Source organism: Gemmatimonadota bacterium, from assembly GCA_016713785.1.
In the GTDB taxonomy this organism is placed as follows: domain Bacteria; phylum Gemmatimonadota; class Gemmatimonadetes; order Gemmatimonadales; family GWC2-71-9; genus JADJOM01.
Map to the genome: position 1 here is coordinate 452,455 of JADJOM010000002.1, position 26,750 is coordinate 479,204.

General features: G+C 73.8%; 20 protein-coding genes. 17 read left to right on the forward strand and 3 right to left on the reverse strand.

Annotated elements, in window-relative coordinates; translation table 11 throughout:
* Positions 1 to 24 precede the first annotated feature (24 nt).
* The 7 genes from IPJ95_06435 (at position 25) to IPJ95_06465 (ending at position 8,037) form a co-directional block, all read left to right on the forward strand.
* The gene (locus IPJ95_06435) at positions 25 to 3,681 is read left to right on the forward strand and encodes a response regulator (GenBank protein MBK7923259.1); all 3,657 of its coding nucleotides are present in this window, start codon (positions 25 to 27) and stop codon (positions 3,679 to 3,681) included.
* A gap of 93 nt (positions 3,682 to 3,774) precedes the next feature.
* Positions 3,775 to 4,914 (forward strand): GGDEF domain-containing protein, encoded by a 1,140-nt coding sequence (locus tag IPJ95_06440; protein MBK7923260.1) that lies wholly within the window; start codon positions 3,775 to 3,777, stop codon positions 4,912 to 4,914.
* Positions 4,911 to 5,846 (forward strand): PD40 domain-containing protein, encoded by a 936-nt coding sequence (locus IPJ95_06445; GenBank protein MBK7923261.1) that lies wholly within the window; start codon positions 4,911 to 4,913, stop codon positions 5,844 to 5,846. The genes IPJ95_06440 and IPJ95_06445 overlap by 4 nt, the downstream gene beginning before the upstream one ends.
* Before the next feature lie 25 nt (positions 5,847 to 5,871).
* The gene (locus tag IPJ95_06450) at positions 5,872 to 6,390 is read left to right on the forward strand and encodes a DUF1572 family protein (GenBank protein ID MBK7923262.1); all 519 of its coding nucleotides are present in this window, start codon (positions 5,872 to 5,874) and stop codon (positions 6,388 to 6,390) included.
* A 79-nt stretch (positions 6,391 to 6,469) separates the two neighbouring features.
* A complete protein-coding gene (locus tag IPJ95_06455) occupies positions 6,470 to 6,952 on the forward strand; it encodes a glutathione peroxidase (protein ID MBK7923263.1) in 483 nt (160 codons plus the stop codon).
* A gap of 26 nt (positions 6,953 to 6,978) precedes the next feature.
* Positions 6,979 to 7,524 carry a YaeQ family protein gene (locus IPJ95_06460; GenBank protein MBK7923264.1) on the forward strand — a complete coding sequence of 182 codons (546 nt, stop codon included), beginning with the start codon at positions 6,979 to 6,981 and terminating at the stop codon, positions 7,522 to 7,524.
* A gap of 273 nt (positions 7,525 to 7,797) precedes the next feature.
* Positions 7,798 to 8,037 carry a hypothetical protein gene (locus IPJ95_06465; GenBank protein MBK7923265.1) on the forward strand — a complete coding sequence of 80 codons (240 nt, stop codon included), beginning with the start codon at positions 7,798 to 7,800 and terminating at the stop codon, positions 8,035 to 8,037.
* A 13-nt stretch (positions 8,038 to 8,050) separates the two neighbouring features.
* Here IPJ95_06465 and IPJ95_06470 read toward each other — a convergent pair whose 3' ends face one another.
* Positions 8,051 to 9,835 (reverse strand): hypothetical protein, encoded by a 1,785-nt coding sequence (locus tag IPJ95_06470; protein MBK7923266.1) that lies wholly within the window; start codon positions 9,833 to 9,835, stop codon positions 8,051 to 8,053.
* 95 nt (positions 9,836 to 9,930) lie between these two features.
* Here IPJ95_06470 and IPJ95_06475 point away from each other — a divergent pair, with 95 nt between their 5' ends.
* From IPJ95_06475 to IPJ95_06490, 4 genes are read left to right on the forward strand one after another with little or no spacing between them, the layout of a single operon-like run.
* Positions 9,931 to 10,839 carry a ChaN family lipoprotein gene (locus IPJ95_06475; GenBank protein ID MBK7923267.1) on the forward strand — a complete coding sequence of 303 codons (909 nt, stop codon included), beginning with the start codon at positions 9,931 to 9,933 and terminating at the stop codon, positions 10,837 to 10,839.
* A 13-nt stretch (positions 10,840 to 10,852) separates the two neighbouring features.
* A complete protein-coding gene (locus tag IPJ95_06480) occupies positions 10,853 to 11,290 on the forward strand; it encodes a hypothetical protein (protein MBK7923268.1) in 438 nt (145 codons plus the stop codon).
* Positions 11,291 to 11,322: 32 nt separating this feature from the next.
* On the forward strand, positions 11,323 to 11,628 hold the full coding sequence (locus tag IPJ95_06485; protein MBK7923269.1) for a DUF4286 family protein: 306 nt from the start codon (positions 11,323 to 11,325) through the stop codon (positions 11,626 to 11,628).
* A 27-nt stretch (positions 11,629 to 11,655) separates the two neighbouring features.
* Positions 11,656 to 12,420, forward strand: coding sequence for a DUF1275 domain-containing protein (locus IPJ95_06490; GenBank protein MBK7923270.1), 765 nt, complete (start codon positions 11,656 to 11,658; stop codon positions 12,418 to 12,420).
* On the opposite strand, the gene IPJ95_06495 is transcribed toward IPJ95_06490, so the two are convergent.
* Positions 12,417 to 16,442, reverse strand: a complete 4,026-nt coding sequence (locus tag IPJ95_06495; GenBank protein ID MBK7923271.1) for a PAS domain S-box protein — start codon at positions 16,440 to 16,442, stop codon at positions 12,417 to 12,419. The genes IPJ95_06490 and IPJ95_06495 overlap by 4 nt on opposite strands.
* 300 nt (positions 16,443 to 16,742) lie before the next feature.
* Here IPJ95_06495 and IPJ95_06500 point away from each other — a divergent pair, with 300 nt between their 5' ends.
* Genes IPJ95_06500 through IPJ95_06520 form a run of 5 tightly spaced genes read left to right on the forward strand, consistent with a single transcriptional unit; the run spans position 16,743 to position 22,439 of the window.
* Positions 16,743 to 17,198 carry a (2Fe-2S)-binding protein gene (locus IPJ95_06500; GenBank protein ID MBK7923272.1) on the forward strand — a complete coding sequence of 152 codons (456 nt, stop codon included), beginning with the start codon at positions 16,743 to 16,745 and terminating at the stop codon, positions 17,196 to 17,198.
* 1 nt (position 17,199) lies between these two features.
* Positions 17,200 to 19,305, forward strand: a complete 2,106-nt coding sequence (locus IPJ95_06505; GenBank protein MBK7923273.1) for a xanthine dehydrogenase family protein molybdopterin-binding subunit — start codon at positions 17,200 to 17,202, stop codon at positions 19,303 to 19,305.
* A gap of 50 nt (positions 19,306 to 19,355) precedes the next feature.
* Entirely contained in the window at positions 19,356 to 20,168 is an 813-nt protein-coding gene (locus IPJ95_06510; GenBank protein MBK7923274.1) for a c-type cytochrome, read from the forward strand.
* Entirely contained in the window at positions 20,165 to 21,814 is a 1,650-nt protein-coding gene (locus tag IPJ95_06515; protein MBK7923275.1) for a PQQ-dependent dehydrogenase, methanol/ethanol family, read from the forward strand. Before IPJ95_06510 ends, IPJ95_06515 begins: the two co-directional genes overlap by 4 nt.
* A 31-nt stretch (positions 21,815 to 21,845) precedes the next feature.
* Positions 21,846 to 22,439 carry a sigma-70 family RNA polymerase sigma factor gene (locus IPJ95_06520; protein ID MBK7923276.1) on the forward strand — a complete coding sequence of 198 codons (594 nt, stop codon included), beginning with the start codon at positions 21,846 to 21,848 and terminating at the stop codon, positions 22,437 to 22,439.
* On the opposite strand, the gene IPJ95_06525 is transcribed toward IPJ95_06520, so the two are convergent.
* On the reverse strand, positions 22,436 to 25,087 hold the full coding sequence (locus IPJ95_06525) for a serine/threonine protein kinase (protein MBK7923277.1): 2,652 nt from the start codon (positions 25,085 to 25,087) through the stop codon (positions 22,436 to 22,438). The two genes, IPJ95_06520 and IPJ95_06525, sit on opposite strands and share 4 nt — an antisense overlap.
* 230 nt (positions 25,088 to 25,317) lie before the next feature.
* Here IPJ95_06525 and IPJ95_06530 point away from each other — a divergent pair, with 230 nt between their 5' ends.
* Positions 25,318 to 26,691, forward strand: a complete 1,374-nt coding sequence (locus IPJ95_06530) for a cytochrome-c peroxidase (GenBank protein ID MBK7923278.1) — start codon at positions 25,318 to 25,320, stop codon at positions 26,689 to 26,691.
* Positions 26,692 to 26,750: the final 59 nt, after the last annotated feature.

A 26,750-nucleotide genomic window follows, 5' to 3' on the forward strand; every position in this document is an offset into this window, starting at 1 on the left:
CGCCGCGGGGCCGATACTCGCGGCATGTCCACCGTTTCCGCCGGTGCCGTGCCCGACGTCCGCGGCGCGCGGGCGCGGCTGGGCTGCGCCGTGCTCGCGGTGCTGCTGCTCGGCGCCGCGCCTGCGGCCCGGGCGCAGGAGCCGGACCGTCCCGCCTGGTTCCGGCGCATCATCGGCCAGGACCAGGGGCTGCCGGAGACCCAGGTCAACGCCATCGCGCAGACGCCCGACGGCTACCTCTGGCTCGGCACCCGGCGGGGCCTGGTCCGCTACGACGGGCTCGCCTTCACGCCGTTCCAGCCCGCCGCGCCCGCCGCCCTCCCCTCGCAGTGGATCAACGGCCTCAACCTCGACCGCCACGGGCGGCTGTGGGTCTCGACCAGCCGCGGCCTCGCGGTGCTGGAAGCCGACACGCTGCGCCGCATCCCGGAGGGGGAGATTCCCGCCACGGAGGTCTGGGAGGTCCTCGAAGACCGTCAGGGGCGCGTCTGGGTGGCCACGGAGGACGGCGCGTACGTGGGCGACGGTACCCGATTCCATGCGGTGCCGGGGGCCACGGGACGGCAGTACGCGCTGCTCGAGGATGCACGCGGCCGGGTGTGGATCGGGGGCCGCGGCCAGCTGCGCGTGACGCGGGGGGAGGCGCTGGATTCGGCCATCGCCACCCCGCTGGGTGAGGCGAGCGGGTTCGACCTGGTGGATGACGGCGCCGGAGGATTGTGGGCCGCCACGCGGCAGGGCATCACCCATGTGACCATCGACAGCGCCGGCCGGCCCCGGGCCGATCGCCAGGTGGCGACCGCCGGCCCGGGGGTCATTCCCGTGTGGGCGCTGGCCCGGTCGGCCGATGGCGGCCTCTGGCTCGGCACCAACGGCCGGGGCGTGCTGCTGTGGGACGGCCAGGCGCTCCGCACCGTCGATCCCAGCGAGGGGAAGGCGGCGCGCCAGGTGCTCGCCCTGATGACGGACGCGCGCGGCCGGGTGTGGGCCGGCACCGGCGCCGGCCTGGAGAAGTACCAGCACGGCGCCTTCCTCACTTATCAGGCGGACCGCGGCCTGCCGCACGAGTCCATCTGGTCCATCCGGGGCGACCGGGACGGCGTGCTCTGGGCCGCCGCCTTCGACGGCGGGGTGTACCGCTTCGATGGGGCCCGCTTCCACCCGGCGATCGCCCCCGCCGGGCCCGGGAGCGGATCGATTGCCACCTGGCCCGCGGTCGCCGGTGGGCTGCTGGCCGCGCCGGGCAACCGGCGGGTGGTGCACGTCGGCGCCGGTGGCACCCGGGACCTCACCCACGCCCTGCGGCTCCCGGCCGCGGATATCGTGGGCCTCTTCGACGAGCCGGGCGGGCGCCTCTGGGTGGTCAACGACAGCGGGCTCTACCGTTCGGATGGCGGTGGCGCGGTGCGGCCGATGAACGCCGCCGTCGGCCTCGAGCCGGGGGATGTGCCGCGGGTGGTCAGCCGTGACGCCGCCGGCCGGCTGCTCATCGGCCGCCCGGGGCTCACGGTGGTGGACAGCGCCGGCCCGCGCCGCTACCGGGAAGCGGACGGGCTCACCGACCCCGACGTCTGGGCGCTGTATCCGCAGGGGGCCAACCTCTGGATCGGCACGGCAGACTCCGGCCTTTACGTGCTGCGGCGGGGGCGCATCGTCCACCTCGGCGGCCGGGACCCGCGGCTCAAGTACGAGGTGCTCGGCATCGCCGAGGACCGCACCGGGCACCTGTGGCTGGCCTCGAGTTACGGCCTGCTGCGGGTGGCGCGCCGCGACCTCGAGGCCCTCGCCGACGGCGGCGCCCGCCTGCCGGCGGTGCGCAGCTTCGACCGCGAGGACGGGCTGCCCACCACCGAGTTCAACGGCGACGTGCAGAGCCAGCTGTACCAGGATGCGCAGGGGCGGATCTGGCTGCCGAGCTACGCCGGGGTGGTGCGGCTCGACCCCGCGCGCATCGCGGCCGATACCGCGCCGCCGCAGGTGCACCTGGAGCGGGTGGTGCTCGATGGCGTGGAGCTGCCGCTCGGGCCGGCCATGACCCTGCATCCGCACGTGAGCCGGCTGGAGATCACCTTTGCGGCGACCAACGCGCTGGTGCCCTCCCGGGTGCGGGTGGAGTACCGGATGGATGGCGTCGACACGGCGTGGATCGACGCCGGCCAGCGGCGGACCGTGTCGTACGGCCCGCTGGCCGGCGGCGCCTATCGCTTCCGGCTCCGGGCCGCGAGCCAGGACGGTCCGTGGACCCAGGTGCCGACCCACCTGGCCTTCCGGGTCCGCTACCGCCTGCACGAGACGCCCTACTTCATGCCGGTGGCCGCGTCGCTGGCGCTGCTCCTCCTGGTGGCGGTGAGCCGCGCCCGCCGCCGGGCGCTGGAAGAGCGGGGCCGCGCCCTCGAGCAGACGGTCGCGGAGCGCACGCGCGACCTCGAGCTGGCGCGGGAGACCCTCGAGGCGCGGGTGGAACAGCGCACCGCCCAGCTGGCGGCGGAGCTGGCCGAGCGGAAGCGGCTGGAGGGCCAGCTGGTGCAGGCCCAGAAGCTGGAGGGACTGGGACGGCTGGCCGGCGGCGTGGCCCACGAGATCAACAACAGCATGGTGGGTGTGCTGGGCTACGCGGAGCTGGCGGAGCAGCTGGTGAGCGACCGCGCCGAGGCGGTCGACGACCTGCGGCAGATCCGGCTGGCCGGGGAGCGGGTGGCCCGGATCACCCGGCAGCTGCTCGCCTTTGCGCGCGCACAGCAGGCCACCCACGCCACGGTGCGCCTCCCCGACGTGCTCGACCGGCTCGGGGAGTCGGTGACGCTGCTCGTGGGGGAGCGGATCCGGGTAGAGATGACGCTGCCCGGCGACCTCAAGCCGGTGCGCACCGACGAGACCCAGCTGGAGCAGGTGGTGATCAACCTGGTGATGAACGCGCGCGATGCGATGCCGGAGGGCGGCCGGCTGGCCCTGCGGGCGTGCAACATGCCGCTGGCGGGGCCGCGGGCCGTGGGTGGCACCACCCTCCCGCCGGGCGAGTACGTCTGCCTCGAGGTGCGCGACACGGGGACCGGCATGACGCCCGAGGTACGGGCCCGGATCTTCGAGCCGTTCTTCACCACCAAGGGGGTGGAGCGGGGCGGCGGGCTCGGGCTCGCGGTCTGCCACGGCATCGTCACCAACCAGGGAGGCGCCATCGAGGTGGAGAGCGCGCCCGGGGCCGGCACCCGCATGGAGGTCTGGCTGCCGGTGGGCGCGGAGCCGGCCGACGGGCGCGCCGCGCCCGCGGCCGGCCCGCCGCGCGGCGACGAGGTGATCCTCGTGGTCGACGACGACCCGATGGTGCGCCGGGTGGCCACCGGCTCGCTCGAGTCGCTCGGCTACCAGATCGTGGCGGCGGAGGACGGCGTCATGGCGCTGCAGCTGCTGGAGCACGCCGATGCCCCGGTGGACCTGGTGCTCGCCGACGTGATGATGCCCAGGATGGGCGGGCTCGAGCTGGCGCGGGCGCTGGGGGCCCGGAGGATCCGGGTGCCGGTCCTCTTCATCTCCGGGTTCATCGGCGGGGAGGCGGGCATGGAGGAACAGCTGGCCGCCCACGGCGACATCCTCGCCAAGCCGTACACCCTCGACGCCCTGGCGCGCGCGGTGCGCCGCGCCATCGACCGGGCGCGGCGCCCCCCGACGACGGTCCCGGCCTAGGCCCGCCCGGCGGGCGCATGGACGCCCGGGTCCGGCCTGCATAACCTTCGCCGTCCCCGGGTCCGTCCGCGGCTTCCCCCCACGCCCTTCGGCATGACGCATCTCGCACGCGCCATCCTCGAGACCGCCGGCCGCGTCTGGCGCGGCGATCGCGACGCCTCCGACCTCGCCATGCAGAGCGAGCACCGCGTGGCCCGGGTGCGCGTGCTGCTCATCGGGCTGCTCACCGTCCTCGGCCTGGTGGTGGTGTGGCACGACCCGGCGAACGCCGAGTACCGCCGCGCCGTTCCCCTCAACTTCACCTGCCTGGCCCTGGCGCTGGTGGTGCTGCACGCCACCCGCCGCGGCGAACGCCCCGCGTGGCTGGCCATGGCCACCGCCATCGGCGACGTGACGCTGGTCTCGTTCCTTCACTACCTCGACGTGGCCCAGGGCCATCCCGCCGCCGCGGTGAACGGCCGGGTCACCTTCCTCGGGTACTTCCTGGCGCTGGTGGGGACCTGCATCCGCTGGGACCGCCGGGTGCCGCTGCTCGCGGGCGCGGTGGCGGCGGTGCAGTACGGCGCCCTCGTGGCCTGGGGCGCGAGCCGCTGGCCCGCCACGCCGACGGCCGACGTGCTGCAGTACGGCCAGTTCGACTGGGGGGTCCAGGTGGAGCGGGTGGTCACGCTGCTCCTCTTCGCGGGGATGTGCGCCGGGATCGCGCAGTGGTCGGTGCGCCTGCGCGACCACGCCACCACCGACCCCCTCACCGGGCTCATGAACCGGCGCACCTTCGAAGAGCGGCTGCGCGACGAGCTGCTGCGCGCCGCGCGCCGCGGCACGCCGCTCAGCGTGGTGATGATCGACGCCGACCACTTCAAGCAGGTGAACGACGCCCACGGCCACCTGGTGGGCGACGCGGTGCTGCGCGAGCTCGCCGGCGCGCTGCGCAACGGCCTGCGCCGCACCGACCTGGTCACCCGCTGGGGGGGCGAGGAGTTCGCGATCGCCTACCTCGACACCCCGGGACCGGCGGCGGCGGGGCAGGTGCGCCGGGTGCAGGAGCAGGTGGCGCAGGGCGGCCTGACCCCGCCGGGCGGGCCCGCGCTGCGGCTCACCATCTCCGCCGGCGTGGCGGCCTCGCCCGCCGATGGCGCCGACCTCGAGACGCTGGTCCGTGCGGCCGACGGGCGCCTGCTGGTGGCCAAGCGCGAGGGGCGCAACCGCGTGGTGGACCGGGACCCGGGGTGAGGACCCCCGCCGCGACGGCGCTCCTGGCCGCGGCGCTGGCGGCCTGCGGCGGCGGCGCCACCGCGCCCGGCGGCGCCCCGCCCCGCTTCGGCCCCGCGGAGCAGGTGCCGGCCCCGGTCAGTACCGCGGGGTGGGAGGACAGCGGCTTCATCTCTCCCGACGGCACCCGGCTCTACTTCACCTACCTGCGGATGGACCCGGTCGTCTTCCTGACGGAAGCGCGCATCCGGCTCGCGGGGCCGCTCCGCCCCGGATGGCCCACGCTCGCGCCGTACGACACCATCGGCGCCGAGCTCTACCGGAGTGACCTGGTCGACGGCGCGTGGACCGAGCCGGTGCACCTCGACACCACCATCAACCTCCCCGAGGAGCAGGAGGGCGACGAGTGGGTCTCGGCCGACGGCCAGCGGATCCTCTTCACCAATGGCGGCGCCGGCGGGCCGCGGGGCGCGTACGGCATCTACTACGCCGAGCAGCTCAATGGAATGTGGCAGCCCGCGGTGCTGGCGAGCAGCGTCGGGTTCCCCTTCGTGAGCGGCGACGAGAACCCGCACCTGACGCTGGATGAGCAGACGCTGTTCTTCGAGTCGTCGCGGCCCGGCGGCCAGGGGCTGCAGGACCTCTGGATGTCCACCCGGGTACAGGGCCAGTGGAGCGCGCCGGTCCCGCTCCCTGCCACGGTCAATACGCCCGGGGTCGAGGGCTCCCCCTTCAGCCTCGACGGCACCGCGCTGTACTTCGATGACAAGGGCTCCGGCCGCGGCATCCTGTACAGCCGGCGCACCGCCGCCGGCTGGACCCGGGCCCGCGTGGTGGTGGCCGGCGCCGTGGGTGACCCGTCGCTCACGCTGTCCGGGGACCTCTACTTCATCGGCGGCGGGGCCGTGCCTGGCGGCTTCGACGCGAATATCTTCGTGGCGCACCCACGCTGACTTCCCTCAGTCGCGAGACCCCTCGATGCTCGCCGAGTCCCTCACCGCGCTCGTCCGCCGCGAGCTGCGCACGCTGCGCCGCGAGGTCGAGGCGTATCCCACCGACGACCACCCCTGGCGGGCCGTCGACGGCCTGCCGAACTCGGGGGGGATGCTGGTCCGCCACCTCTGCGGCAACCTCCGGCACTTCATCGGCGCCCAGCTCGGCGACACCGGCTACGTCCGCGACCGCGAGGCCGAGTTCCACGCCCCGCCCGCCAGCCGGGCCGCGCTGGTTCTCGTGCTGGAGGCCACCGAGCGCGAGGTGCTGACCACCCTCGCGGGGCTCGCCCCGGAGCGGCTCGAGGAGAGCTATCCGCAGGCCCTGCTGGGCCAGCAGCTGGTCACCGGGGACTTCCTGCTGCACCTGGCGAGTCACCTCGCCTTCCACCTGGGGCAGGTGGACTACCACCGCCGGGCGGTCACCGGCGAGCGCACGAGCGTGGCGCCGATGAGCATCCCCGCCCTCGCCTCCGCGCGGCCGGTGGCCGGGCCGGGGCGCTGAACCACGCTCCCCCGCCGGAGGCCGCGGCGCGGTAGATTGGGGTCCGATCGCCACGACGTCCCGCCACCCGCCCGGACCCATGCACTCCCTGTACGACATTCCCGTCCACACCCTCGACGGCGCGCCGACCACCCTGGCCCCGTACCGGGGCAAGGTGCTGCTCATCGTCAACGTGGCGAGCCAGTGCGGCTTCACCCCGCAGTACGCGGGCCTCGAGGCGCTCCACCGCGCGCACCAGCAGCGGGGCCTCGCGGTCCTCGGCTTTCCCTGTGACCAGTTCGGCCACCAGGAGCCGGGCGACGCCGCGGAGATCCGTCGCTTCTGCGCCCGCACCTACGACGTGACCTTCCCCCTGTTCAGCAAGATCGAGGTGAACGGCCCCGGCGCGCACCCGCTCTACGACCTCCTCAAGGAGGCGCGGCCGGGACTGCTCGGTTCCACGGCCATCAAGTGGAACTTCACCAAGTTCCTGGTGGGCGCCGACGGGGTGGTGCTCGCGCGCTACGCGCCGACCGACACCCCGGAGCAGATCGAGCGGGACATCCTGCCCCTGCTCGGCTGACGTCCACCTCTCACCGGACGCCCATGATGGCCCTCGGCGCCACGCTGTACAATTTCGACATCGAGCTCGCCGACGTGGACCGCGGCGTCTACGAGACGCTCGCGCTCAAGGTGGCGTGCCACCCCTCGGAGACCGAGGAGTACCTCCTCACCCGGGTGCTGGCCTATTGCCTGGAGTACGTGGAGGGCATCAGCTTCGGGAAGGGCCTCTCCGAGCCGGGCGAACCGGCGCTCACCGTGAAGGACCTCACGGGAGCGCTGCGGCTCTGGGTGGAGGTGGGATGGCCCGACGCGGCCCGGCTGCACAAGGCCAGCATGGCGTCGCCCCGGGTGGCGGTCTACACCCACAAGGACCCGGCGCTGCTGCTGCGGCAGTTCGCCGGGGAACGGATCCACCGCGCGGCGGAGCTCGAGGTGTACAGCGTGGACCGCGACCTGCTCGCGGCGCTGGCCTCGCGGCTCGATCGGCGGACGAAATTCACGTTGTCGGTCACCGAGCGGCACCTGTATATCACCATGGGCACCGACACCCTCACCGGCGTGGTGGAGCGGCATGCACTACCGTCTGGCTGACCCCGGGCCACGACCCACGCCCCTTGGGCTGGTCGTGGTCGTGGCGCTGGCGCTCGCGGCCTACACCGCGGCGCGGGCGCAGGCCCATCAGGCGCGCCCCGCGGCGCTGCTCCCCGAGGTGGACGCGCTGCCCGACACCGCGCTCGCGCGCCGGCTGGACCAGGCCGAGGGGCGCTGGGAGGCGCAGGGCCCGGCCGGCTACGTGGTCCGCTACCAGGTGTCGTGCTTCTGCCCGCCGCAGCCCGTCATCCGGGTGACGGTGCGCGGGGGGTCGTGTCGGTGCTGGAGGAAGGAACGGCGGTGGGCGACCTCCCGCGGCCGCTCACCGCGGGGCGCACGGTGCCGCAGCTGTTCGGGGAGGCGCGCCGCCAGCTCGCCGACACCGGCTGGACGGTCGTGGCGGAGTTCGACTCCGTGCTCGGCTACCCGCGCCTGGTGAGCGGGAGCAGCCGCACCATGGCCGACGTCGGCTCCGCCATCCGGGTGCTGTCGCTGGAGCCGGTCGCGGACTAGGCCCCGGCGCCGCTCAGGGGCCAAAGAGGCTGTCGAACCGCCCCGTCGCGAGGAGTGCATCGAGCCGGTCGGCGATGCGGGCCATGGCCGCCGGGTCGCCGTGATTGGTGGAGATGGACACGTAGGGCCCGTCCTCGATGACGGTCGCGTCGAGCGCCATCCCTTCCAGGCGCAGCATCTTCTTGTAGCCATTCAGCTCATCCGGCAGCCGTTCGGCGCCGAGCTCCGCCACCATCGCCTCCACCAGCGCCGCGCGCAGCGCCTCCCCGCCCGGGCGAAGGGTGAGGCCCTGCCACTCCCCCGGCTTGCCCGCGCTCCGTTCCACCCGGTAGGGGAGCGGGGTGAAGCCCTTCCGCTCCACCAGCCGGTCCGTTCCGCCGGCGCCACGCTCCCACGCAAAGTGATGCGCCACCCAGGCCGGGTCGAGCGAGTCGTCGGTGCCGTAGCGCATGCGCGACCGGTCGATCGGCAGCGTGTAGCTCGCCTTCGCGACGTAGTCGGTGACACCGAGGACGGTCTGCCCCTCGCCCCCCGGGTGGGCCAGCCACACCACGCTCCGCTCATCGGGTGAGACCGTGATGAAGCCGGGCGAGGGGAGGGGGAAGGGATCGTCGGGCAGGGTCACCGGCGTGGCGCGCCGGGTGCGGCTGTCGAAGATCGCGTCCCAGAACTTGTAGAGCCCCGGTTCGGCGAAGCTGGCCCGGTCGATCCAGCCCCGGGGCCCGCTGCGGTCGCGCGAGGCACGGAAGCGCGCCGGGTCGCTGGTGATGAACACCGGGTCGGTGGGCAGCGTGCCGGTGCTCACCCGCTCCACGCGGGGGCCGTCGTCACCGGCGGTCACGAGCCAGATGCCCTGGCTCTCGTCCGACGCCTCCACGCTCGCGAGCAGCGCCGGCGGGTCGCCCGGCACCACGGCCAGCCCCGAGATCTCGCCTGCCACCGGCACCGGCGCCCCGCGCAGGCTCACCCGGAAGCGCGAGTAGGCGGAGAACTCCGGGGTGTCGCCGGTCGTGAAGAAGTAGTTCGAGACCGTGGCCACCTCGAAGGGCCCGACGCGGTCCAGCCGCACTGGTTCGCTCCGGCGGGTGACCCGGTAGCGGTAGGTGAACAGCGAATCGGGGAGCGCCGGCGCGCCGGGCCGCGCGTGGGGATACCAGTCGGTCCACGCGGTGTCGCGGGGCGAGGGCTGCCCACGCTGCGGGATCAGCACCCCACCCAGGTCCTTGTCGCCGATCTGCCCGCTCAGGAGCCGCCGGCCGCGGTTGGTGAAGATGCGGACGGCGCCGGGCACCACCCAGCGCCCATCCACCAGGTGCGCGTCGGCCACGAAGAGCGGGCCCTCCTCCGCCTTCCGCCGCACATGCGACATCGTCATGCTGCCGAGGGTGACGCTGCCGGTGCCGGCCAGGGTGCGGGGATCGGTGCTGTCGCCAGCGGGCCAGCGGATCTCCACCTGGAAGAACAGGCCCTCGCCCGCGATCTCGGGCGGGACGTCGGCGAGCAGCCGGGCCACCCCGGCGATGAGGCCCAGGACGCCGACCACGCCGCCCACCGAGAGGCCGAGCGCCTTGAGGAACCCTGGCGCGGGGTGGGCGGCGATGTAGCGCGCGGCGACGAGCCCCAGCCCGAAGCTCACGATCCCGCCGAGGATGGCCATGCTGATCACGAAGTAGCCGGACCCGCCCTCGAAGGAGGAGATCCGGTACCAGTCCACCACGAGCGAGCTGACGAAGGCGCTGAGGAACAGGCCGAGGGCGGCCGTAAGCAGTGCCACGAGGAACGAGGAGAACCAGGTCATAGGGGAGGGAACCTACCGCCCTTTCGGGGGGCTGACGAGTTGGGGTCGGCGGGCGGGCTTTTGCGCGGCGGCGGCCGGGGCCCTAACCTTCGCCCATGCGAACCACCCTGCTGTGGGCCCCGGCCCTCCTGCTCGCCGCCTGCGGCGGCTCCGCTCCCGCGGCGGCGCCCGTGGCGCCCGCCGCCGCGCTGGCCCTGCCCGAGTCCACCGTGGTGCTCGATGCCGCGACCGGCGCGCCCATCGCCTCGGCCGAGCTGGTGCGCCGCGCCCGCGCCGCCGACTTCGTGCTGCTCGGCGAGATCCATGACAACATTGCCCACCACCAGGTGCGGGGCGCGCTGCTGACCGCGGCGGGCCGCCATCCCGCGGTGGTGTTCGAGCAGTTTGCGCGGAGCGCGGGGCCGATCCCGCCGCCGGCCGGCGGCACCGCGGACGACGCGTGGCTCGACCAGTACGGCTTCGACCGGAAGAACTGGCGCTGGCCGCTGCACCAGCCGGTGGTGCAGGCCGCGCTCGCGAGCGGGCAGGGGGTCTGGGGGAGCGGGCTCCCGCGCGAGACGCTGCGCGCCGTGGTGCGGGGCGGCGCGGCGGCGGCGCCGCCCGAGCTGCGGGCCATCATCGAGCAGGCGCCGCTCGACAGCGTGGCGCGGGCCGCGATCGACCGGGAGCTGTTCGAGGGCCACTGCGGCAAGCTGCCCGCGGAGATGGTGCCGGGGATGCGCGCCGCGCAGGAGCTGCGCGACGCGTCGATGGCCGAGGCGCTGCTCACCGCCGCGAAGGGCGGGGGGCCGGCCTGGCTGATCGCCGGCGACGGCCACGTGCGCGCCGACATGGCGGTGCCGCGAATGCTGCGCCGCGTGGCGCCGGGCAAGACCCTGCTGATCGTGGGCGTGGTGGAGCGGGGCACCGAGGCGGCGGTGCCGGGGCCGGAGGCGGCGCGCCAGTACCAGGTGCTGATCGTCACCCCGCCCGCGGCGCGCGAAGACCCCTGCGCCAGCCTGTGAGCGGGGGCACCCCGTGACCCAGCCGCCCCCGCGCGAGCCCGTCCTCGTCCCCGCGCCATCGCTGGCGGGGACGGCGCGCCTGGCCCTGATGCTGCTGGCGCTGGCCCTCGTGGTGGTGCCGCTCCTGCGCGACCTCCCGCTGGGCCAGACCACCCGCACCGGCATGCTCGCGTGGCTGCTGGTGGGGCTGGCGCTCTACTGGCTCTACGCCGGTCTCGGCTCCCGGCCGCTGCTCCTGCTGCAGCTGGTCATCTTCTCGGTGGCGGCGGCGCTGCTCACCACCAAGGCGGGGCTGGTGATCGTGGGGATTGACCGGCTGAGCATCCTGCGGCGCACCGCCAAGACGCTCATCATGGTCGGCGCCGGCATGGCCGGGCTCAACCTCGGGGCGCTGCTGCTGGCGTCGCTCAAGCGGCGGGAGCCCCCCGCCGGCGGCCCGCGCCAGGCCTGACGTCCGGCCGACTCCGTGCGCCTGGGGATGCCATGGTAACCTACGAGGTGACGGCCGTGGTGGAGCCGGGGCTGGTCGAGGCCTACGCCACCTACATGCGGGCGCGGCACATCGCCGACGTGCTGGCCACCGGGTGCTTCACCGGTGCCGTGTTTGAGCGGACCGACGCCACCACCTTCCGGGCCCGGTACCAGGCCGCCTCGCAGGCCATGGTGGATGCCTACCTCCGCGACCACACCGCGCGGCTGCGCGAGGAGTTCGCGGCACACTTCCCCCGGGGGATCGTCTTCTCCCGGGCGGTGTGGCAGGAGGAGAAGCGCTGGGCCCTGGCGCGATAGCGCGCCGCCCCGGCATTACACTTCGGCATGCTGCCGATCGTCCGCGACCTCGCCCACTCCCACCGCACCGGCACCACCAACCGTCGCCTCGGCGCCGCGCTGGCGTTCGTGGCCGGCGCCGCCAACGCCGGCGGCTTCCTCGCGGTGGGGCGCTACACCTCCCACATGACCGGCATCGTCTCCGCCATGGCCGACGACCTGGTCCTGGGCCAGCTGGCCCTCGCCGCGAGCGGCTTCGCCGCCCTCCTGGCGTTCCTGGTCGGCGCCACCAGCACCACCATCGCCATCCACTGGGCCCGCCGCCGCCGGCTGCGCAGCCTGTATGCGCTCCCGCTGCTGCTCGAAGCGGTCCTGCTGCTGGCGTTCGGGCTGATCGGGGGCACCCTCACCCAGCGGACCACCTTCCTGCTCCCCGCGACCGTGGTGCTGCTCTGCTTCCTCATGGGCCTGCAGAACGCGGTCATCACCAAGGTCTCGCGGGCCGAGATCCGCACCACCCACGTCACCGGGCTGGTGACCGACCTCGGCATCGAGCTGGGCAAGCTGTTCTACCTCAATCGCCTGCCGGTCGAGGCGCCGGTGCTGGCCAATCGCGCCCGGCTCCGGGTGCACCTGCTGCTCATCGGCTGCTTCTTCGTGGGCGGGGTGAGCGGGGCGTACGGGTTCAAGCGCTTTGGCTACGGCGCCACCGTCCCGCTCGCGCTGCTGCTCGGCCTGCTCGCCGCGCGGCCGCTGCTGGATGACCTGGAGCTGCGATTCCGCCTCTGGCGGCGGCGGCGGCCCGGGGGCTAGGACCGCGGGTCGTCGAGGCAGCGGCGCACGGCCTGCGCCAGGTCGGCCGCGGCGTAGGGCTTCTGCAGCAGCTGCCGGCCCGCGTCGAGCTGCAGCAGCCGGTCCACGACGTCGGGGCTGTAGCCGCTCGAATAGAGCACCCGCAGCCCGGGTGCGCGCGCGAGCAGCGCCTCGGCCAGCTGCTTCCCGGACGCCCCGCCCGGCATGATCATGTCGGTGAGCAGCAGGTCCACGCCGCCCCCGCGGGCTTCCCAGAGCTCCAGGGCGCTCGCCGCCGAGTCCGCCTCCAGGACGCGGTACCCGTAGTGCTCGAGGGCCGTCCGGCTCACGGCCCGCACCGCCGGCTCATCCTCCACCAGCAGGATGGTCTCATGGCCGCCCCGAATCGGCGGCGGCGCGGGCGGAAGCTCCGGCTGTGGCGCCACTCCCTTGAGGGCGGGGAGGTAGGCGCGAAACACCGTCCCCGCGCCGACGGCGCTCTCCACCTCGATCCAGCCGTGGTGCTGCTGCACGATGCCGAACACCGTGGCGAGCCCAAGCCCGGTGCCCCGGCCCACTTCCTTCGTGGTGAAGAACGGCTCGAAGATCCGTGGCAGCGCCTCCGGCTGGATGCCGCACCCGGTGTCCCTGACGGTCAGGCAGACATGCGGGCCGGGGTCGCACCCGGGGTGGAGCGAGGCGCGTTCCCCGTCGACGACGATCGCGTCGAGGCTCACCGAGAGCTGGCCTCCCTGCGGCATCGCGTCACGGGCGTTGATGGCCAGGTTCATCAGCACCTGTTCCATCATCCCGGGATCGGCATCCACCAGCGGCAGCCCCGGGGCGAACCGGGTTGCCAGCGCCACGTCCTCGCCCAGCACCCGCCGCAGCAGCTTGGTGGTGTTGCCCAGGGCCTCGCCGAGGTCGAGCGGGACCGGCCGGCTCACCTGCCGGCGGCTGAAGGTGAGCAGCTGACGGGTGAGATTGGACGCGCGCTCGGTGGCGGCGAGGATCTCCCGGATGCCGTCGCGGACCTCTGCGGGTTCCGTCGTCTCCTCCAGCAGCAGGGTCGATTGCATCTGGATGACGGCGAGCATGTTGTTGAAGTCGTGCGCGATGCCACCGGCCAGCTGCCCCACCGCCTCCATCTTCTGCGCCTGCCGCAGCTGCTCCTCCAGGCGGTGCCGGACCGTGATATCCTCCGCCACGCCCGCGATGCGGTACACCCGTCCCGCGGCGTCCCGGATGGGAAAGGCGCGATCGTGGATCCAGGCCACCGCGCCCTCGCGCAGGATCCGGTACTCGATGTCGTACCCGCCGGCCACCTGTTCCGGCAGCGCGGACGTCACCCGGGTCCGGTCGTCCGGGTGGACCAGCGCGAGCCACGACTGCGGATCGGCATGGAGGGTCTCGCACGGCCGGCCGAAGACGCGGGCGTACGCCGGGCTCACGTAGACGAACTCCCGCTTGGAGGCGTCCGTCAGCCAGAAGACCTCGTCGATCGTCTCGGTGACCTGCCGGAACCGCTGTTCGCTGCCCCGGAAGTCGGCCTCGGCCCGCTTCTGCGCCGTGATGTCCCGCGCCACCGCCAGCACGGTGCTCGCCTCGCCCTGGTCATCCTTCTCAGGGACGAGCCGGACGTTGAAGTCATGCGGCCCGTCGGGTAGCGGGAGCGTTACCTCCGTCTCCACCGGCACGCCGCCGGTGGACGCCGCGGCGATGGTCGTCCGGAGCGAGCGGTACAGCTCCTCGCTGCCCTGGCCGGTCACGCTGCCGAGCGAGCGCCCGAGGTGCGCCGCCACCGGCACGCCGGTGAGGCGCTCGAAGGCCGCGTTGGCGTAGAGGTACCGCCCGCTGCGGTCAAAGCGCAGGATGACGTCGGGCGAGTGCTCCGCCAGCGTCCGCAGCTGCCGCTCGGTTTCCTTGAGCGCGGTAATGTCGCGCGCGAGGCCGAGCACGGTGGCGACCTGTCCCTGGTCATCCCGCTCGGGCGCGAGTCGGAGCTGGACCAGCCGCGGCCCATGGATGGTATGGAGGGGGTGCTCCACCGTCTGGGCCTCGCCGGTGGCGAAGACCTCCAGGATCGCCTGGGAGACCTGGGCGAGGGCGGGGCCGGCCTCGACATGGTGCCCCGACCCGAACCCGCCGGCGAGCAGGTCCTCCACGGACTTTCCCTGGGCCGCGGCGAAGGCCGGGTTGACGAACACCCGGTTCAGGTTGCGGTCCCACCGGACCAGCAGGTCAGGGGTATTCTCGACCAGGGTACGGAAGCTCCGCTCCCGCGTCCGCAGCTCGGCTTCGGCGGCCCTGCGCTCCGAGATGTCGCGCACGATGGCCATGTTGTACGCGCGGCCCTCGAACTCGAAGTAGTTCCCGGTTACTTCCACCGGCGTGATCCGGCCGCCACGGGTCCGATGGACGGTCTCGATCGTCATCTGCCGCACCCGCTGGATCTCCGGCAGGAACGCCGCCCACTGCTCCGGGGTCCATTCGGGATCGATATCGAACACCCCCATGCCGCCGGTCAGCTCCGCTTTCGTAAAGCCCAGAGCCCCGGCGGCGCCTTCGTTGACGTAGCTGAAGCGGGGGGAGTCCCCTTCCATCAGGTAGATCCCCTCCCCGATGTGATCGAGGGCGTAATTGAGCAGGTACAACTGGCGCTCGGCCGTCTTGCGATCCTCGAGGTTGGTCGCGATCCCCGGCACGCTCACCACCGTGCCGCGGGCATCCCGCTCCGGCACATGCCGGACCTCGAAGTGCCGGGGCCCCTCCGGCGTCCGGAAGCTGACCTCCAGCCGCTCGGCGGGGCCCCCCGCGGCGACGCGCGCCAGACTGGCCTGCAGCGCCTCATCTTCTTCAGGGCAGTTGCAGATGTGGAGTTCGACCGGCGTACGACCCAGGATGGCCTCGGTCCCCTGGCCCATGCTCCGGCCAACCGAGGGGCTGACATAGGTGAACTGCCCGGTCAGGTCGAACCGGCTGACGAAGTCGGGGAAGCTGTCCGTGAGCGTGCCCAGGCGCCGCTCGGCCAGGCGCTGCGCCTCCTCGGCCAGGCGTCGCTCGGTGACGTCCTGCATCGTGCCGAAGATCCGGTGCGGTCGCCCCGCCGCGTCGCGGTCCACTTCGGCCAGGCTGTGCACGTACCGGACCTCGCCATCCGCCCGGACCACCCGGTACTCCACGTCGTAGGGCCTGCGACCGTCGACGGCGGCCGCGTATGCCTCGGCCACCTCCCGCTGGTCCTCGGGATGGACCAGCCGCAGCCACTGCGGGTGCCATTCGGCGAGGTCGCGCGGCCCATCCTCGTGGGGCAACCCGAAGATCCGGTAGCTCTCGGCCGTCATCTGGATCTGCCCGGCGTCGAGGTCGCGGTACCAGGAGCCCAGGTGCCCGACCCGCTGCGACGCCTCGAGCTTCCGATTGCTCTCGCGCAACGCCTCGGTGGTCCGGGCCGCGGCCGATCGGGTCCGGAGCGCGACCAGGTCGTAGGCCAGGTCGCCCGCCAGCTCGGAGAGGATCTCGACCTCGTCGCGATCGAAGGCCCCCGGCTCGGTGGAGTAGATCTTGAAGACCCCGAAGGGTGGCTCCTCCCCGTCCCGGAGGGGGAGCGCGATGGCCGAGCGGTAGCCACGCGCCTTGGCCGTCTCCCGCCTGGGCCCGAAGGCGGGGTCCGACGGGATGTCGTGGGTGATGGCCACGGCGCCCGTGGCGAGCGCCTCCGCGGCCGGGCCTCCAGTGGACCCGCCCTCGCCCCACACCTGGCCAGCCGTCGCCAGGTAACCCTCTTCGAAGCCGGCGTGGGCCACGGGCTCGACCCGCCGCGCGGGGTCCTTGCCCACCAGTCCCACCCAGGCCATCCGGTAGCCGCCGCGCTCCACGGCGATGCGGCAGATCTGCTGCAGCAGCTCCGCCTCATCGGTGGCCCGGATGAGGGCCTGGTTCGAGTCGCTCAGCATCCGGAGCGCGCGGTTGGTCCGCTCCACGGCGCTGGCGCCGCGCGGCCGGCGCGGTGGAGCGGGGGAGGGTCGCTTGCGGCTGGGCATCAGGGCCTCGGGGACCGCGCTGGGGTTCCGAGTGACGGGTCCGGACCGGGACAACATGCTGCGAAATCAGGCAGGGCGCGAGCGCTCGCGACCGCGGGAGGGAAGGGACATCCCGCCGACCCGCTGGGCGGCCGCTGGTGCCAAGGTAACGGTAGCACCGGCGCCCTGAAGCGGCCGTGAAGCGTCGATGGCACCGAGAGATACGCGCCCCCTCTCGCCTGCGGCACGGCCGGGGCGTACATTGCAGCCTGGCGTGTCGGCCCCGGCCGCCAGCTCCCCCCCACGCTTCCGGATTTCGCCATGGCCATCACCTTCTCGCTGAACGGCCGTTCCCAGTCGGTGGACGTGCCGGACGACACCCCGCTCCTCTGGGTGCTACGCGACACCCTCGCACTCACCGGGACCAAGTACGGCTGCGGCATGGCCCAGTGCGGCGCCTGCACCGTGCACCTCGACGGCCAGGCCATCCGCAGCTGCTCCACGCCGGTCAGCGCGGCGGCCGGCAAGAAGGTCACCACCATCGAGGGGCTCTCGGCCGACGGCAGCCACCCGCTGCAGCAGGCCTGGGTGGCGGAGCAGGTGCCGCAGTGCGGCTACTGCCAGTCGGGGCAGATCATGCAGGCGGCGGCGCTGCTCAGCCAGACGCCGCAGCCGACCGACGCGGAGATCGACGCGGCCATGGCGGGCAACATCTGCCGTTGCGGCACCTACCAGCGGATTCGCGCCGCCATCCACCGCGCCGCCCAGGAGGCCTGACATGACCCCCGCCCTCTCCCGCCGCGAGTTCCTTGGCACCAGCGGGCTGGCGCTGGCCGTCACCGCGCTGCCGGCGCGCCGGCTGGCGGGCATGCCGGTCCCGGTGTCCGCGGCGCGGGCGCTCGCGCCGAGCGCGTTCGTCGAGATCACCCCGGACGGCGTCGTGTCGGTGTGGGTCACCAAGTCGGACATGGGGCAGGGGGTGCGGACCGCGCTGCCCATGATCCTGGCCGACGAGCTCGAGGCCGACTGGAGCAAGGTCCGCGTGGTGCAGGCCGACGCCCATCCCCGCTACGGCGAGATGGGCACCGGCGGCTCGAGCAGCGTGGGCTCGCTGTGGGAGCCGCTGCGCAAGGCCGGCGCGCAGGCGCGCGAGATGCTCGTCGCCGCGGCGGCGGAACGCTGGGGCGTGCCGCCGGCGGAGTGCCGGGCGCGCTCCGGCGCGGTGGAGCACCCCGCCACCGGGCGGCGGTTCTCCTTCGGCGACCTGGTCAACCGCGCCGCGCGGCTGCCGGTGCCGGAGCAGGTCACGCTCAAGGACCCCTCCGAGTTCCGCCTCATCGGGACCGACCCGGTGGGCCTCGACACCCGGGACAAGGTCACCGGCCGGGCGCGTTACGGCCTCGACGTGACGGTCCCGGGGATGCGCTACGCGGTGATCGCCCGCTGCCCGGTGTTCGGCGGGACCATGCGGGGCCACGACCCGGCGAAGGCGCTGGCGGTGCCCGGCGTGCTGCAGGTGGTCGAGGTGCCGAGCGGGGCGGCGGTGATCGCCACCGGCACCTGGGCGGCCATGCAGGGCCGCCGGGCCCTCGAGTGCCGCTGGGACGAGGGGGCCGCCGCCCAGCTCGACTCCGCCACGATCTCCCGCCAGCTGCACGACCGCGCCCGGATGGCCGGCGCCCTGGCGCGCAACGACGGCGACCTCCCCGGCGCCCTCGCCGCCGCGGCGAAGACGCTCGAGGCCGACTACGAGGCGCCGCTGCTCGCCCACGCCACCATGGAGCCGATGAACTGCGTGGCCGACACCCGCCCCGACCGCTGCGAGATCTGGGCGCCCCACCAGGCCCCCGAGTGGGCCCGCCAGGAGGTGGCCGGCGTGCTGGGCCTCGAGCCCGACCAGGTGACGGTCCACACCACGCTGCTCGGCGGCGGGTTCGGCCGCCGCTTCCTGCCCGAGGAGCTGATCGAGGCGGCCCAGGTCTCCCGCGCCGCCGGCATGCCGGTCCAGCTGGTGTTCACCCGCGAGGACGACATGCAGCGGGACTGGTACCGGCCCATGAGCGTGCACCGGATGGCCGGCGGCGTGGGCAAGGACGGCAAGGTCACCGCCTGGCTGCACCGCGTGGTGGCGCCCTCCATCAACGACCAGCGCTGGCCCGGCTCGGTCAAGAACGCGCTCGACAACGACGCGGTGGACGGCGCGGTCGACCTGCACTACCAGATCCCCAACCTCCGGGTCGAGTACGGCATGGTGAAGACCCCGGTGCCGGTGAGCTGGTGGCGGTCGGTGTACGCCTCGCAGACCTGCTTTGCCAACGAGTGCTTCCTCGACGAGCTGGCGGCCGCCGCGGGCCGTGACCCGCTCGCGGTGCGCCGGGAGCTGCTCGCGCACTCGCCGCGGCACCTGGCGGTGCTCAACCTCGCCGCCGAGAAGGCGGGCTGGGGGACGGTCCCGGCCGGCCGCGCGCAGGGCCTCGCGATCCACCACTTCTTCAGCGACGCGATCGTGGCGGAGGTGGCGGAGGTGTCGATCGAGGGCGGGAAGGTCCGGGTGCACAAGGTGACCTGCGCCGTGGACTGCGGCCTCGCGGTCAACCCGTCGAACGTCCGCTACCAGATCGAGGGCAGCGTCATCTACGGCCTCTCCGCCGCGCTGTACGGCGAGATCACCGTCGAGGGCGGCAAGGTCAAGCAGAGCAACTTCCACGACTACCCGGTGCTGCGGATGCCCGAGGCGCCGGTGGTCGAGACCCACATCGTGCCGAGCGGTGAGGCGCCCAAGGGCGTGGGCGAGCCGGGGCTGCCCCCGATCGCGCCGGCGGTGGTGAACGCGGTGGTGCGGCTCACCGGCACGCCCGTGCGGAAGCTGCCGATCGTGCTGTAGCAGGCGGCTGGGCAGCTCGGCGGCACACACTCTCTCTCCACTCGAGTTCCATGCGAACCACCCCTCTTCTCGCGGCGCTCCTGCTCGGGAGCGCCGCGCCGCTTGCGGCCCAGGCCGCGCGGGACTCCGCCTTCGGCCCGGTCCCCCGGGACATCGTCGAGGGCCGCCGCCTGTTCGAGAGCCAGTGCGCCCGCTGCCACGGGGTCGGCGGCACCGGGGGCGTCGCCCCGGCCCTCGACCGCCCGCGACTCCGCCGCGCCCCCACCGACGAGGCGCTGGTGCAGGTGATCCTCACCGGCCTGCCCGGCACCGCGATGATCGGCTTCTGGAACTTCACCGCCGAGGAGGCCACCCAGGTGGCCGCGTACGTGCGGGCCCTCGGCCGCCGGCCGCCGGAAGTGCTCCCGGGCGATCCCGCGGCCGGCGCGCGGCTCTATGCCGAGCCGGGCCGCTGCGGCGCCTGCCACATCCTCGACGGGCAGGGCGCCGGCTGGGCCCCGGACTTGAGCGAGGTGGGCCTCCGCCTGAACGCGGCCCAGATCCGGCAGTCGCTCACCGACCCCGGCGCCGCCCAGCCCATCAGCCCGCTCCCCTCGGTGCACGGCCCCTATCCCGCCTTCCTGGCGGTGGAGGCGCTCACCGCGGGCGGCCGCGTCATCCGCGGCACCCGGGTCACCGAGGACGACTTCACCCTGGTGCTGCGTGAGGCGGACGGGACCCTCCGCTCCCTGGACAAGGCCACCCTCCGCCGGCTGCGGAAGATCCCCGGCCAGAGCCCCATGCCGTCCTTTGCCGCCACGTTCACCGCCACCGAGCTCGATGACCTGGTGGCCTACCTCGCCGGCCGGAGGGGCGCGCCATGAGATCCTCGCTGCTGCTCGCCCTGGCGCTCGGCGCCGCGGCGCCGTCGCTCCCCGCCCAGGTGACCGACGCCCGGCTGCGCGCCGCGCGGCGCGAGCCCGCCAACTGGCTCACCTATTCCGGCGACCTCGGCGGCCAGCGCTACAGCCCGCTGGCCCAGGTCACCACCGCCAACGTGGCGGCGCTGCGCCCGGCCTGGATCTACCAGGCCGCCATGCCCGGCACCCTGCAGACCAGCCCGCTGGTGGTCGACGGCGTGATGTACCTGACCGAGTTCCAGGGCCACGTGGTGGCGCTCGACGCGCGCAGCGGCCGCGTGCTGTGGCGCTACCAGCAGGCCATCCCGCCCGGGCTCCTCGCGCTCGGCTTCGCGCCCACCAACCGCGGCGTGGCGGTGCTCGACTCCACCGTGTTCGTGGGCAGCCCCGACGCGCGGCTCATCGCGCTCGACGCCCGCTCCGGCGCGGTGCGATGGACGGTGCCGGTGGCGGACAACGCGCTCGGCTACGCCATCACCGGCGCGCCGCTCGCCGTGGACGGGCTGGTGCTCACCGGGGTGAGCGGGGCCGAGGCGGGGATCCGCGGCTTCGTGGACGCGTACGACGCGCGCACCGGCGAGCGCCGCTGGCGCTTCCATACCATCCCCGGCGCGGGCGAGCCGGGCGTGGAGACGTGGGGCGGGGAGTCGTGGAAGACCGGTGGCGGGTCCACCTGGGTCACCGGCAGCTACGACCCGGCGCTGGGCCTGCTCTACTGGGGCGTGGGCAACCCGGGCCCGCTGTGGAACGGCGACGACCGCCCCGGCGACAACCTCTACACCTGTTCCCTGGTGGCGCTCGACCTCCGGACCGGCACCCTGCGCTGGCATTTCCAGTTCACGCCGCACGACACCCACGACTGGGACGCCGCGCAGGTCCCGGTGCTCTTCGAGGGCACCGTGGCGGGGCGGGCGCGGCCGCTGGTGGCGATGGCCAATCGCAACGGCTTCTACTACGTGCTCGACCGCGCCACCGGCGAGTTCCTCGCGGGGACCCCCTACATCCGGCAGGAGTGGGCGGAGGGGCTCGACGCCGCGGGGCGGCCGATCGTGCGTCCGGGCAGCGAGCCGACCGACACGGGGACCAGCCTCGCGCCCAACCTGCACGGGGCCAGCAACTGGTACAGCCCGAGCTACAGCCCCCGGGCGGGGCTGTTCTACGTGGCGGCGCGGCAGATGGGGAGCCGGTACTACAAATATCCCGTCAGCTACACGCCGGGCCGCTACTTCCTGGGCGGCGGCGAGGCGGAGTTCGGCGGCGACTCCGCCCAGGGCGCGGTCAAGGCGCTCGATCCCCTCACCGGGCGCGAGCGGTGGAGCTTCCCGCTGTTCTCGCCGCCATGGGCCGGGCTGCTCTCCACCGCCGGTGGGCTGCTGTTCGGGGGGACCAACGAGGGGGTGTTCTTTGCCCTGAGCGCCCGCACCGGGCGCCCGCTGTGGCACTTCCAGACCGGCGCCATGGTCAATGCCAACCCCATCAGCTACGCCGTCGGCGGGCGGCAGTACGTGGCCGTGGCGGCGGGGAGCACCCTGCAGGTGTTCGCGCTGGCCACCGGGGCCGGCCGCGCGGCGCCGACCGACTCGACCCGCCCCGCGGTCCGGTTGCCGTGAGCCCTCGCGGGCCCGCCCACCGTCTCCGGCCGTGACCGCACCCGGCCCGGCCAACCTCGAGGCCCTGTTCCGCCGTGCCGAAGGCACGGACCCCGCGGCGGCGGGGGAGATCTTCGCGCTGCTCTACGACGAGCTGCACCGCCTGGCGGAGCGCCAGCTCCGTCGGAGCGACCAGGCCTTGACCCTCGGCACCACCACGCTGGTGCACGAGGCCTACCTGAGCATGGCGGCCAGGAGCGGGGCCGACTTTCCCGACCGGGCGCGCTTCTTCGGGTACGCGGCCCGGGCCATGCGCGGGCTCATCATCGACTACGCCCGCCGCCGCTGCGCGGTGAAGCGCGGCCGGTTGCTGGAGATCACCCTGCAGGAGGAGGACGCCGCGAACCCGGCCGCCCTCGAGGCCACCACCGACCTGACGGCGCTGGGCGCGGCGCTCGAGGACCTGACCGGGCTCGACCCGGCGCTCGCGGAGCTGGTGGACCTGCACTACTTCGCCGGATTCGCGCTGGTGGAGATTGCGGAGCTGCGGGGGGTGGTGGAACGCACCGTCCAGCGCGACTGGCGCAAGGCGCGGTTGCTGCTGCACCGGAGCCTGGGCGAGGAGCCGCCGCCCGGCCCGGCCTAGCTGGGGAGCATCGCGCGCCGGGCCAGCGCCCGGCGGGTGCGGGGATCGTCGGGTCCCGCCCCGCGGGAAAACCCGGCCACCGCGCGATCGAACGTGGCGCCGGCGAGGGTGGTGTCCCCCCGCGCCAGCGCGAGCAACGCTTCCACCAGCCGGACCTCCGCCACGGCCGCGCTCGCCGAGTCGGCGATCGGGTCCAGCAGGGCATTCGCTCCGGCCAGTCGCACCAGGTCTGCCGCCGCTTCCAACCGACCCTCCGCGATCCCCGCCTCCGCGGCCAGCAGCGCCACCGGCCTGAGCCGCGACTGCTTCCTCCCCTCGAAGTAGCCGTGCTGCCGGAGTACCGCGTCGAAGGCTGTCCACGCCGCACCGGGGTCTCCCGCCGCCAGCGCCAGCATGCCCCGGATGGTCCGGGGGTCGGGGAAGACGTCGTCGGTGTCCTGCGCGTGGGGGTATCGCGCCACGAGCCGCTCGAGCCGGTTCGCGGCGGCGCTGGCCTCCGCAACCCGGCCCACGGTGGCCGCGGCGCGACCCACGCCGAACAGCCCGCGGCCCTCCCAGTAGAGATTGGTGTCCGCCACCGCCTGCCGCACCACCTGGCGGAAGTACTTGAGCGCGGTGTCGGCCTGGCCGACCGTCAGCGCGATCTCGGCGTAGTGGATGAGCGGTTGCCAGTAGATCCGGCCGCTGGGGTCGCTCGCCGCGGCCTGGTCCAGCACCTGCCGCAACAGGGAATCTGCCGCGGCCGTCTCGCCCAGCTTGACCAGCGCCAGCGCGAGGTTGTGGCTGGCCATCGTGTGGTCCAGCGAACTGCCCATCCCGGCCCGGGCCTGCCACTCCAGCACCCGGCGGAACACCGCCACCGCCTCCCGCGGCCGGTTACTCACGTCGAGCGCCGTCGCCAGGTCGTCCAGCAGGGCGAGGTACTCCGGTCCGCGAGTGTCGCCCAGGCTGTCGAGGATGAACAGGGCCCGGCGCGAGGTGGCGGTCCCGTCGGGCGCGTCCGTGGGGGCGCTGCCGGTAATGTGCGCCTCGACCTCGAGCGCCGCGCGCGCGCCGAGGCAACTCGCCTCCTGGCGTGGGTCCGGGCGGCGCTGCCGCAGGCTGTCGGCCTCGGCCAGCCGCCGCCACGCCTCGGAATACCTTCCTTCCATCCGCAGGTTGTCCACCTGCATGCAGTAGATCTCGGGCAGTTCCGTTACCCCGTAGCCGGCCGCGGCCAGGGACTCGGCCCGGGCGAGCAGCGCGCCGCGCTCCCGGGTCTCGCCCAGCCGCGCATAGGCGTTGGCCAGCAGCGGCAGCAGCGACCCCAGGGTGGCGGAGTCGTGGGCGAACTGGCGGGTCACCACGGCCCTGGCCGAGTCCACCATCTCGGCCACCGTGATGGGACGGTCGCCCACCTGCGACAGCAGCGACTCCTGGAACTCGACCTGCGCGTCCGACCGCCGCCGGGCCGCGACGGCCGCGTCGCGCTGGCGCCGCGCCTCCCGCATCTGCGCCACGGAGAAGGCAGTCGCGCCGAGCAGGCTGAGCACCATCACCCCGCCGGCCAGCACGCCGGCGCGGTTGCGACGGATGAAGCGCTCCATCCGGTACCCGAGTGACGGCGGTCGCGCCCCGATCGGTTCGTGGCCCAGGTAGCGCGCGAGGTCATCCGCGAAGGCCCCCACCGACAGGTACCGCTCCGCCGCAACCTTGCGGAGCGCCTTGGCCAGGATGGTGTCGAGGTCGCCCAGGCCGAGCCGGGGCGGCTCCACCTCGAGCAGCGCGGCGAGGCAGGCCGCCGGGGTCATCGCCTCCCCGGCGGTCGGGTGCCGGCCGGACAGCAGCTGGTAGAGGAGTACCCCGAGCGCGTAGACATCGACCGCGGTGGTGAGCGGCTCGTGGCGCACCTGCTCCGGCGCGGCGTAGTGCGGGGTGAAGGCGCCCCCCCCCTCCTGGGTGAGCGCGGCCCGGTCGCCCGGCTGGTCGTCGAGCAGCCGGGCGATGCCGAAGTCGAGCAGCTTCACCGTCCCCGCGGCGGTGACCAGGATGTTGGTGGGCTTGAGGTCGCGGTGCACGATCAGGGCGGCATGCGCGTGCCCCACGGCCGCGAGCACCTGCTGGAACAGCCGGACGCACGCCGGGATCGTCAGGCGGTGGGTGCGCACGTACTCGTCGATCGGCGCCCCGTCCACGTACTCGAGCACGAGGTAGGGCGTCCCGGAAGGTGTGACCCCCGCGTCGAGCAGGCGGGCGATGCCGGGGTGGGTGAGCCGGGCGAGCAGCGAACCCTCCCGGCGGAAGCGGGCCTGGCCCTCCGTGCCGTGCAGGGCGAGGTGCAGCAGCTTCACCGCCGCCACGCCCTCGAATCGCCCATCCACCCGACGCGCCAGCCACACGCTGCCCATGCCGCCCTGTCCCAGCGGGTGCGTCAGCCGCCAGGGGCCGAGCTCGAGTCCCTCCAGCCCGGCCACGGTAGACGGCAGGAGGAATCCGTCCCGGTCGGCCGCGGACTCCCGCGAGATCAGCGCGTCGATCTCGGCCGCCAGCACCGGTGAACGCGCTGCCAGCCCGTGCAGCCACCGCGCCCGCTCGGCGGGGGGCAGGTCGAGGGCCTCATCCAGCAGTGGCTCGAGGGAAAGCCAGTGGTCCCGCGGCAGTTCCGCCATTGTGAGCATCTCCGGCCTCGAATGTCGTCCAGGACCCGGGGCGGCGATAGAGCCGGCCCTTCCTTCGTCGGATTCCGGTCCCCGTCACTGCTATCGGAAGCGGTGGCGACGAGCCGACAGCCGGGGCCCCGGCAGCCCATGTCGGGTCCGTCCGCGCCTTTCCGATCTGGAAGGTGGGCGGGTCTCCCGACCGGACCACCCGCCCCTTCCCCGGTACAAGGAGTCTTGCGATGCAGAACAGGTACCTGTGCGGCATGGCCCTCGCCCTGGTGGCGGGCCTGTCCGCCTGCGACGATGCGGCGACGGCCCCTGATGCCGCCGCCCGGATCCGTCCCCCCGCGCCGGCGGTGTCCGATTCGTTCGTGGAGGCCGTGCGGCAGCTCGCCGCCGGTCGCGGGGTGACCTCGATGCCCGTGCCACCCAAGGTCCGTCCGGCGCTCTCCCGCCTGGGGCAGGCGCTCGCCTTCGACAAGGTGTTGAGCGGCAATCGCGACATCTCCTGCATGACCTGCCACCTGCCGCCGCTGGCCACCGGCGACGGGCGCAGCCTCTCGATCGGCCAGGGTGCCACCGGGGTCGGTGCCGCCCGGGTGCATCCCGAGGGGGCGTTCATTCCGCGCAACGCCCCGGCGCTCTTCAACCTGACGGCGATGCCCGCCCTGTTCTGGGACGGCCGGGTGGCGATGGATGCGGGCGGGCGGTTCCATACCCCGGCCGGGACCCAGCTCACCGCCGACATGACCCGGGTCTTCGAATTCGGCGCCGCCTCGGCCATCGGGCTCTTTCCGGTGCTCTCGCGCGAGGAGATGCGCGCGATCGACGGCAATGAGCTGGCCGGCATCCCCGACAGCGACAACCGTGCGGTGTGGCGCGCCCTCATGCGACGGCTGGGCGCCATTCCCGAGTACCGCCGCCTGTTCGAGGCGGCCTATCCCGGGACCCCCTTCGGGCGGATGACGTTCGCCCATGCGTCGAACGCGATCGGTGGCTTCTTCGTCGACCGGTTCTCCTTCGTCAACGCCCCCTGGGACCGGTTCCTCGCCGGGGACGATCACGCGCTCTCCGCGGAGCAGCTCGCCGGCGCGCAGGTCTTCCTCACCATCCGCTGCTCCCTGTGCCACAACGGGCCGGCGCTGACCGACAACCAGTTCCACAACGTGGCGCTGGCGCAGTTCGGGCCGGGGAAGGGGAACGGGGTCGACGGCCGGGATGACTTCGGACGGATGAACGTGACCGGGCTGGCGGCCGACCAGTACACCTTCCGTACCACACCGCTGCGCAACGTGGCGCTGACGGCGCCCTACGGCCATGACGGCGCCTTCCAGGACCTGCGGGCGTTCATCGATCACTACAGCGAGTCGGACCTCAAGCTCCGGAACTTCGACGTCGCCGGCCTCGAGCCGCTGCTGCAAGGATCGTTGGTGCTCAACTTCGACGCGGTGCTGGCGACTCGGGACACCATCATCGACGGGGTGGTGCTGCCTTCCACGATCGTCGACCAGCTCACCACCTTCATGTCCGCGCTGACGGATCCCGCCGCGCTGGACCTCCGGCGGACGGTCCCGGTCCGGGTGCCCAGCGGCCTCCCGGTGGACGGCCGCTAGGCCGCCCGCCGCAGGCCCGCGCCACGGCCCGACACCCCGTGGCCCGGGTTCGGCTACGG

Bases quoted from the DNA above. Each gene is read 5' to 3' on its own strand.
- IPJ95_06450 (MBK7923262.1), top strand. From the start codon at position 5,872: ATGCTCGCCGAGTCCCTCACCGCGCTCGTCCGCCGCGAGCTGCGCACG.
- IPJ95_06470 (MBK7923266.1), bottom strand. From the start codon at position 9,835: ATGACCTGGTTCTCCTCGTTCCTCGTGGCACTGCTTACGGCCGCCCTC.
- IPJ95_06490 (MBK7923270.1), top strand. From the start codon at position 11,656: ATGCTGCCGATCGTCCGCGACCTCGCCCACTCCCACCGCACCGGCACC.
- IPJ95_06500 (MBK7923272.1), top strand. From the start codon at position 16,743: ATGGCCATCACCTTCTCGCTGAACGGCCGTTCCCAGTCGGTGGACGTG.
- IPJ95_06440 (MBK7923260.1), top strand. From the start codon at position 3,775: ATGACGCATCTCGCACGCGCCATCCTCGAGACCGCCGGCCGCGTCTGG.
- IPJ95_06475 (MBK7923267.1), top strand. From the start codon at position 9,931: ATGCGAACCACCCTGCTGTGGGCCCCGGCCCTCCTGCTCGCCGCCTGC.
- IPJ95_06515 (MBK7923275.1), top strand. From the start codon at position 20,165: ATGAGATCCTCGCTGCTGCTCGCCCTGGCGCTCGGCGCCGCGGCGCCG.
- IPJ95_06485 (MBK7923269.1), top strand. From the start codon at position 11,323: ATGGTAACCTACGAGGTGACGGCCGTGGTGGAGCCGGGGCTGGTCGAG.
- IPJ95_06455 (MBK7923263.1), top strand. From the start codon at position 6,470: ATGCACTCCCTGTACGACATTCCCGTCCACACCCTCGACGGCGCGCCG.
- IPJ95_06510 (MBK7923274.1), top strand. From the start codon at position 19,356: ATGCGAACCACCCCTCTTCTCGCGGCGCTCCTGCTCGGGAGCGCCGCG.
- IPJ95_06435 (MBK7923259.1), top strand. From the start codon at position 25: ATGTCCACCGTTTCCGCCGGTGCCGTGCCCGACGTCCGCGGCGCGCGG.
- IPJ95_06525 (MBK7923277.1), bottom strand. From the start codon at position 25,087: ATGGCGGAACTGCCGCGGGACCACTGGCTTTCCCTCGAGCCACTGCTG.
- IPJ95_06495 (MBK7923271.1), bottom strand. From the start codon at position 16,442: ATGCCCAGCCGCAAGCGACCCTCCCCCGCTCCACCGCGCCGGCCGCGC.
- IPJ95_06505 (MBK7923273.1), top strand. From the start codon at position 17,200: ATGACCCCCGCCCTCTCCCGCCGCGAGTTCCTTGGCACCAGCGGGCTG.
- IPJ95_06460 (MBK7923264.1), top strand. From the start codon at position 6,979: ATGGCCCTCGGCGCCACGCTGTACAATTTCGACATCGAGCTCGCCGAC.
- IPJ95_06530 (MBK7923278.1), top strand. From the start codon at position 25,318: ATGCAGAACAGGTACCTGTGCGGCATGGCCCTCGCCCTGGTGGCGGGC.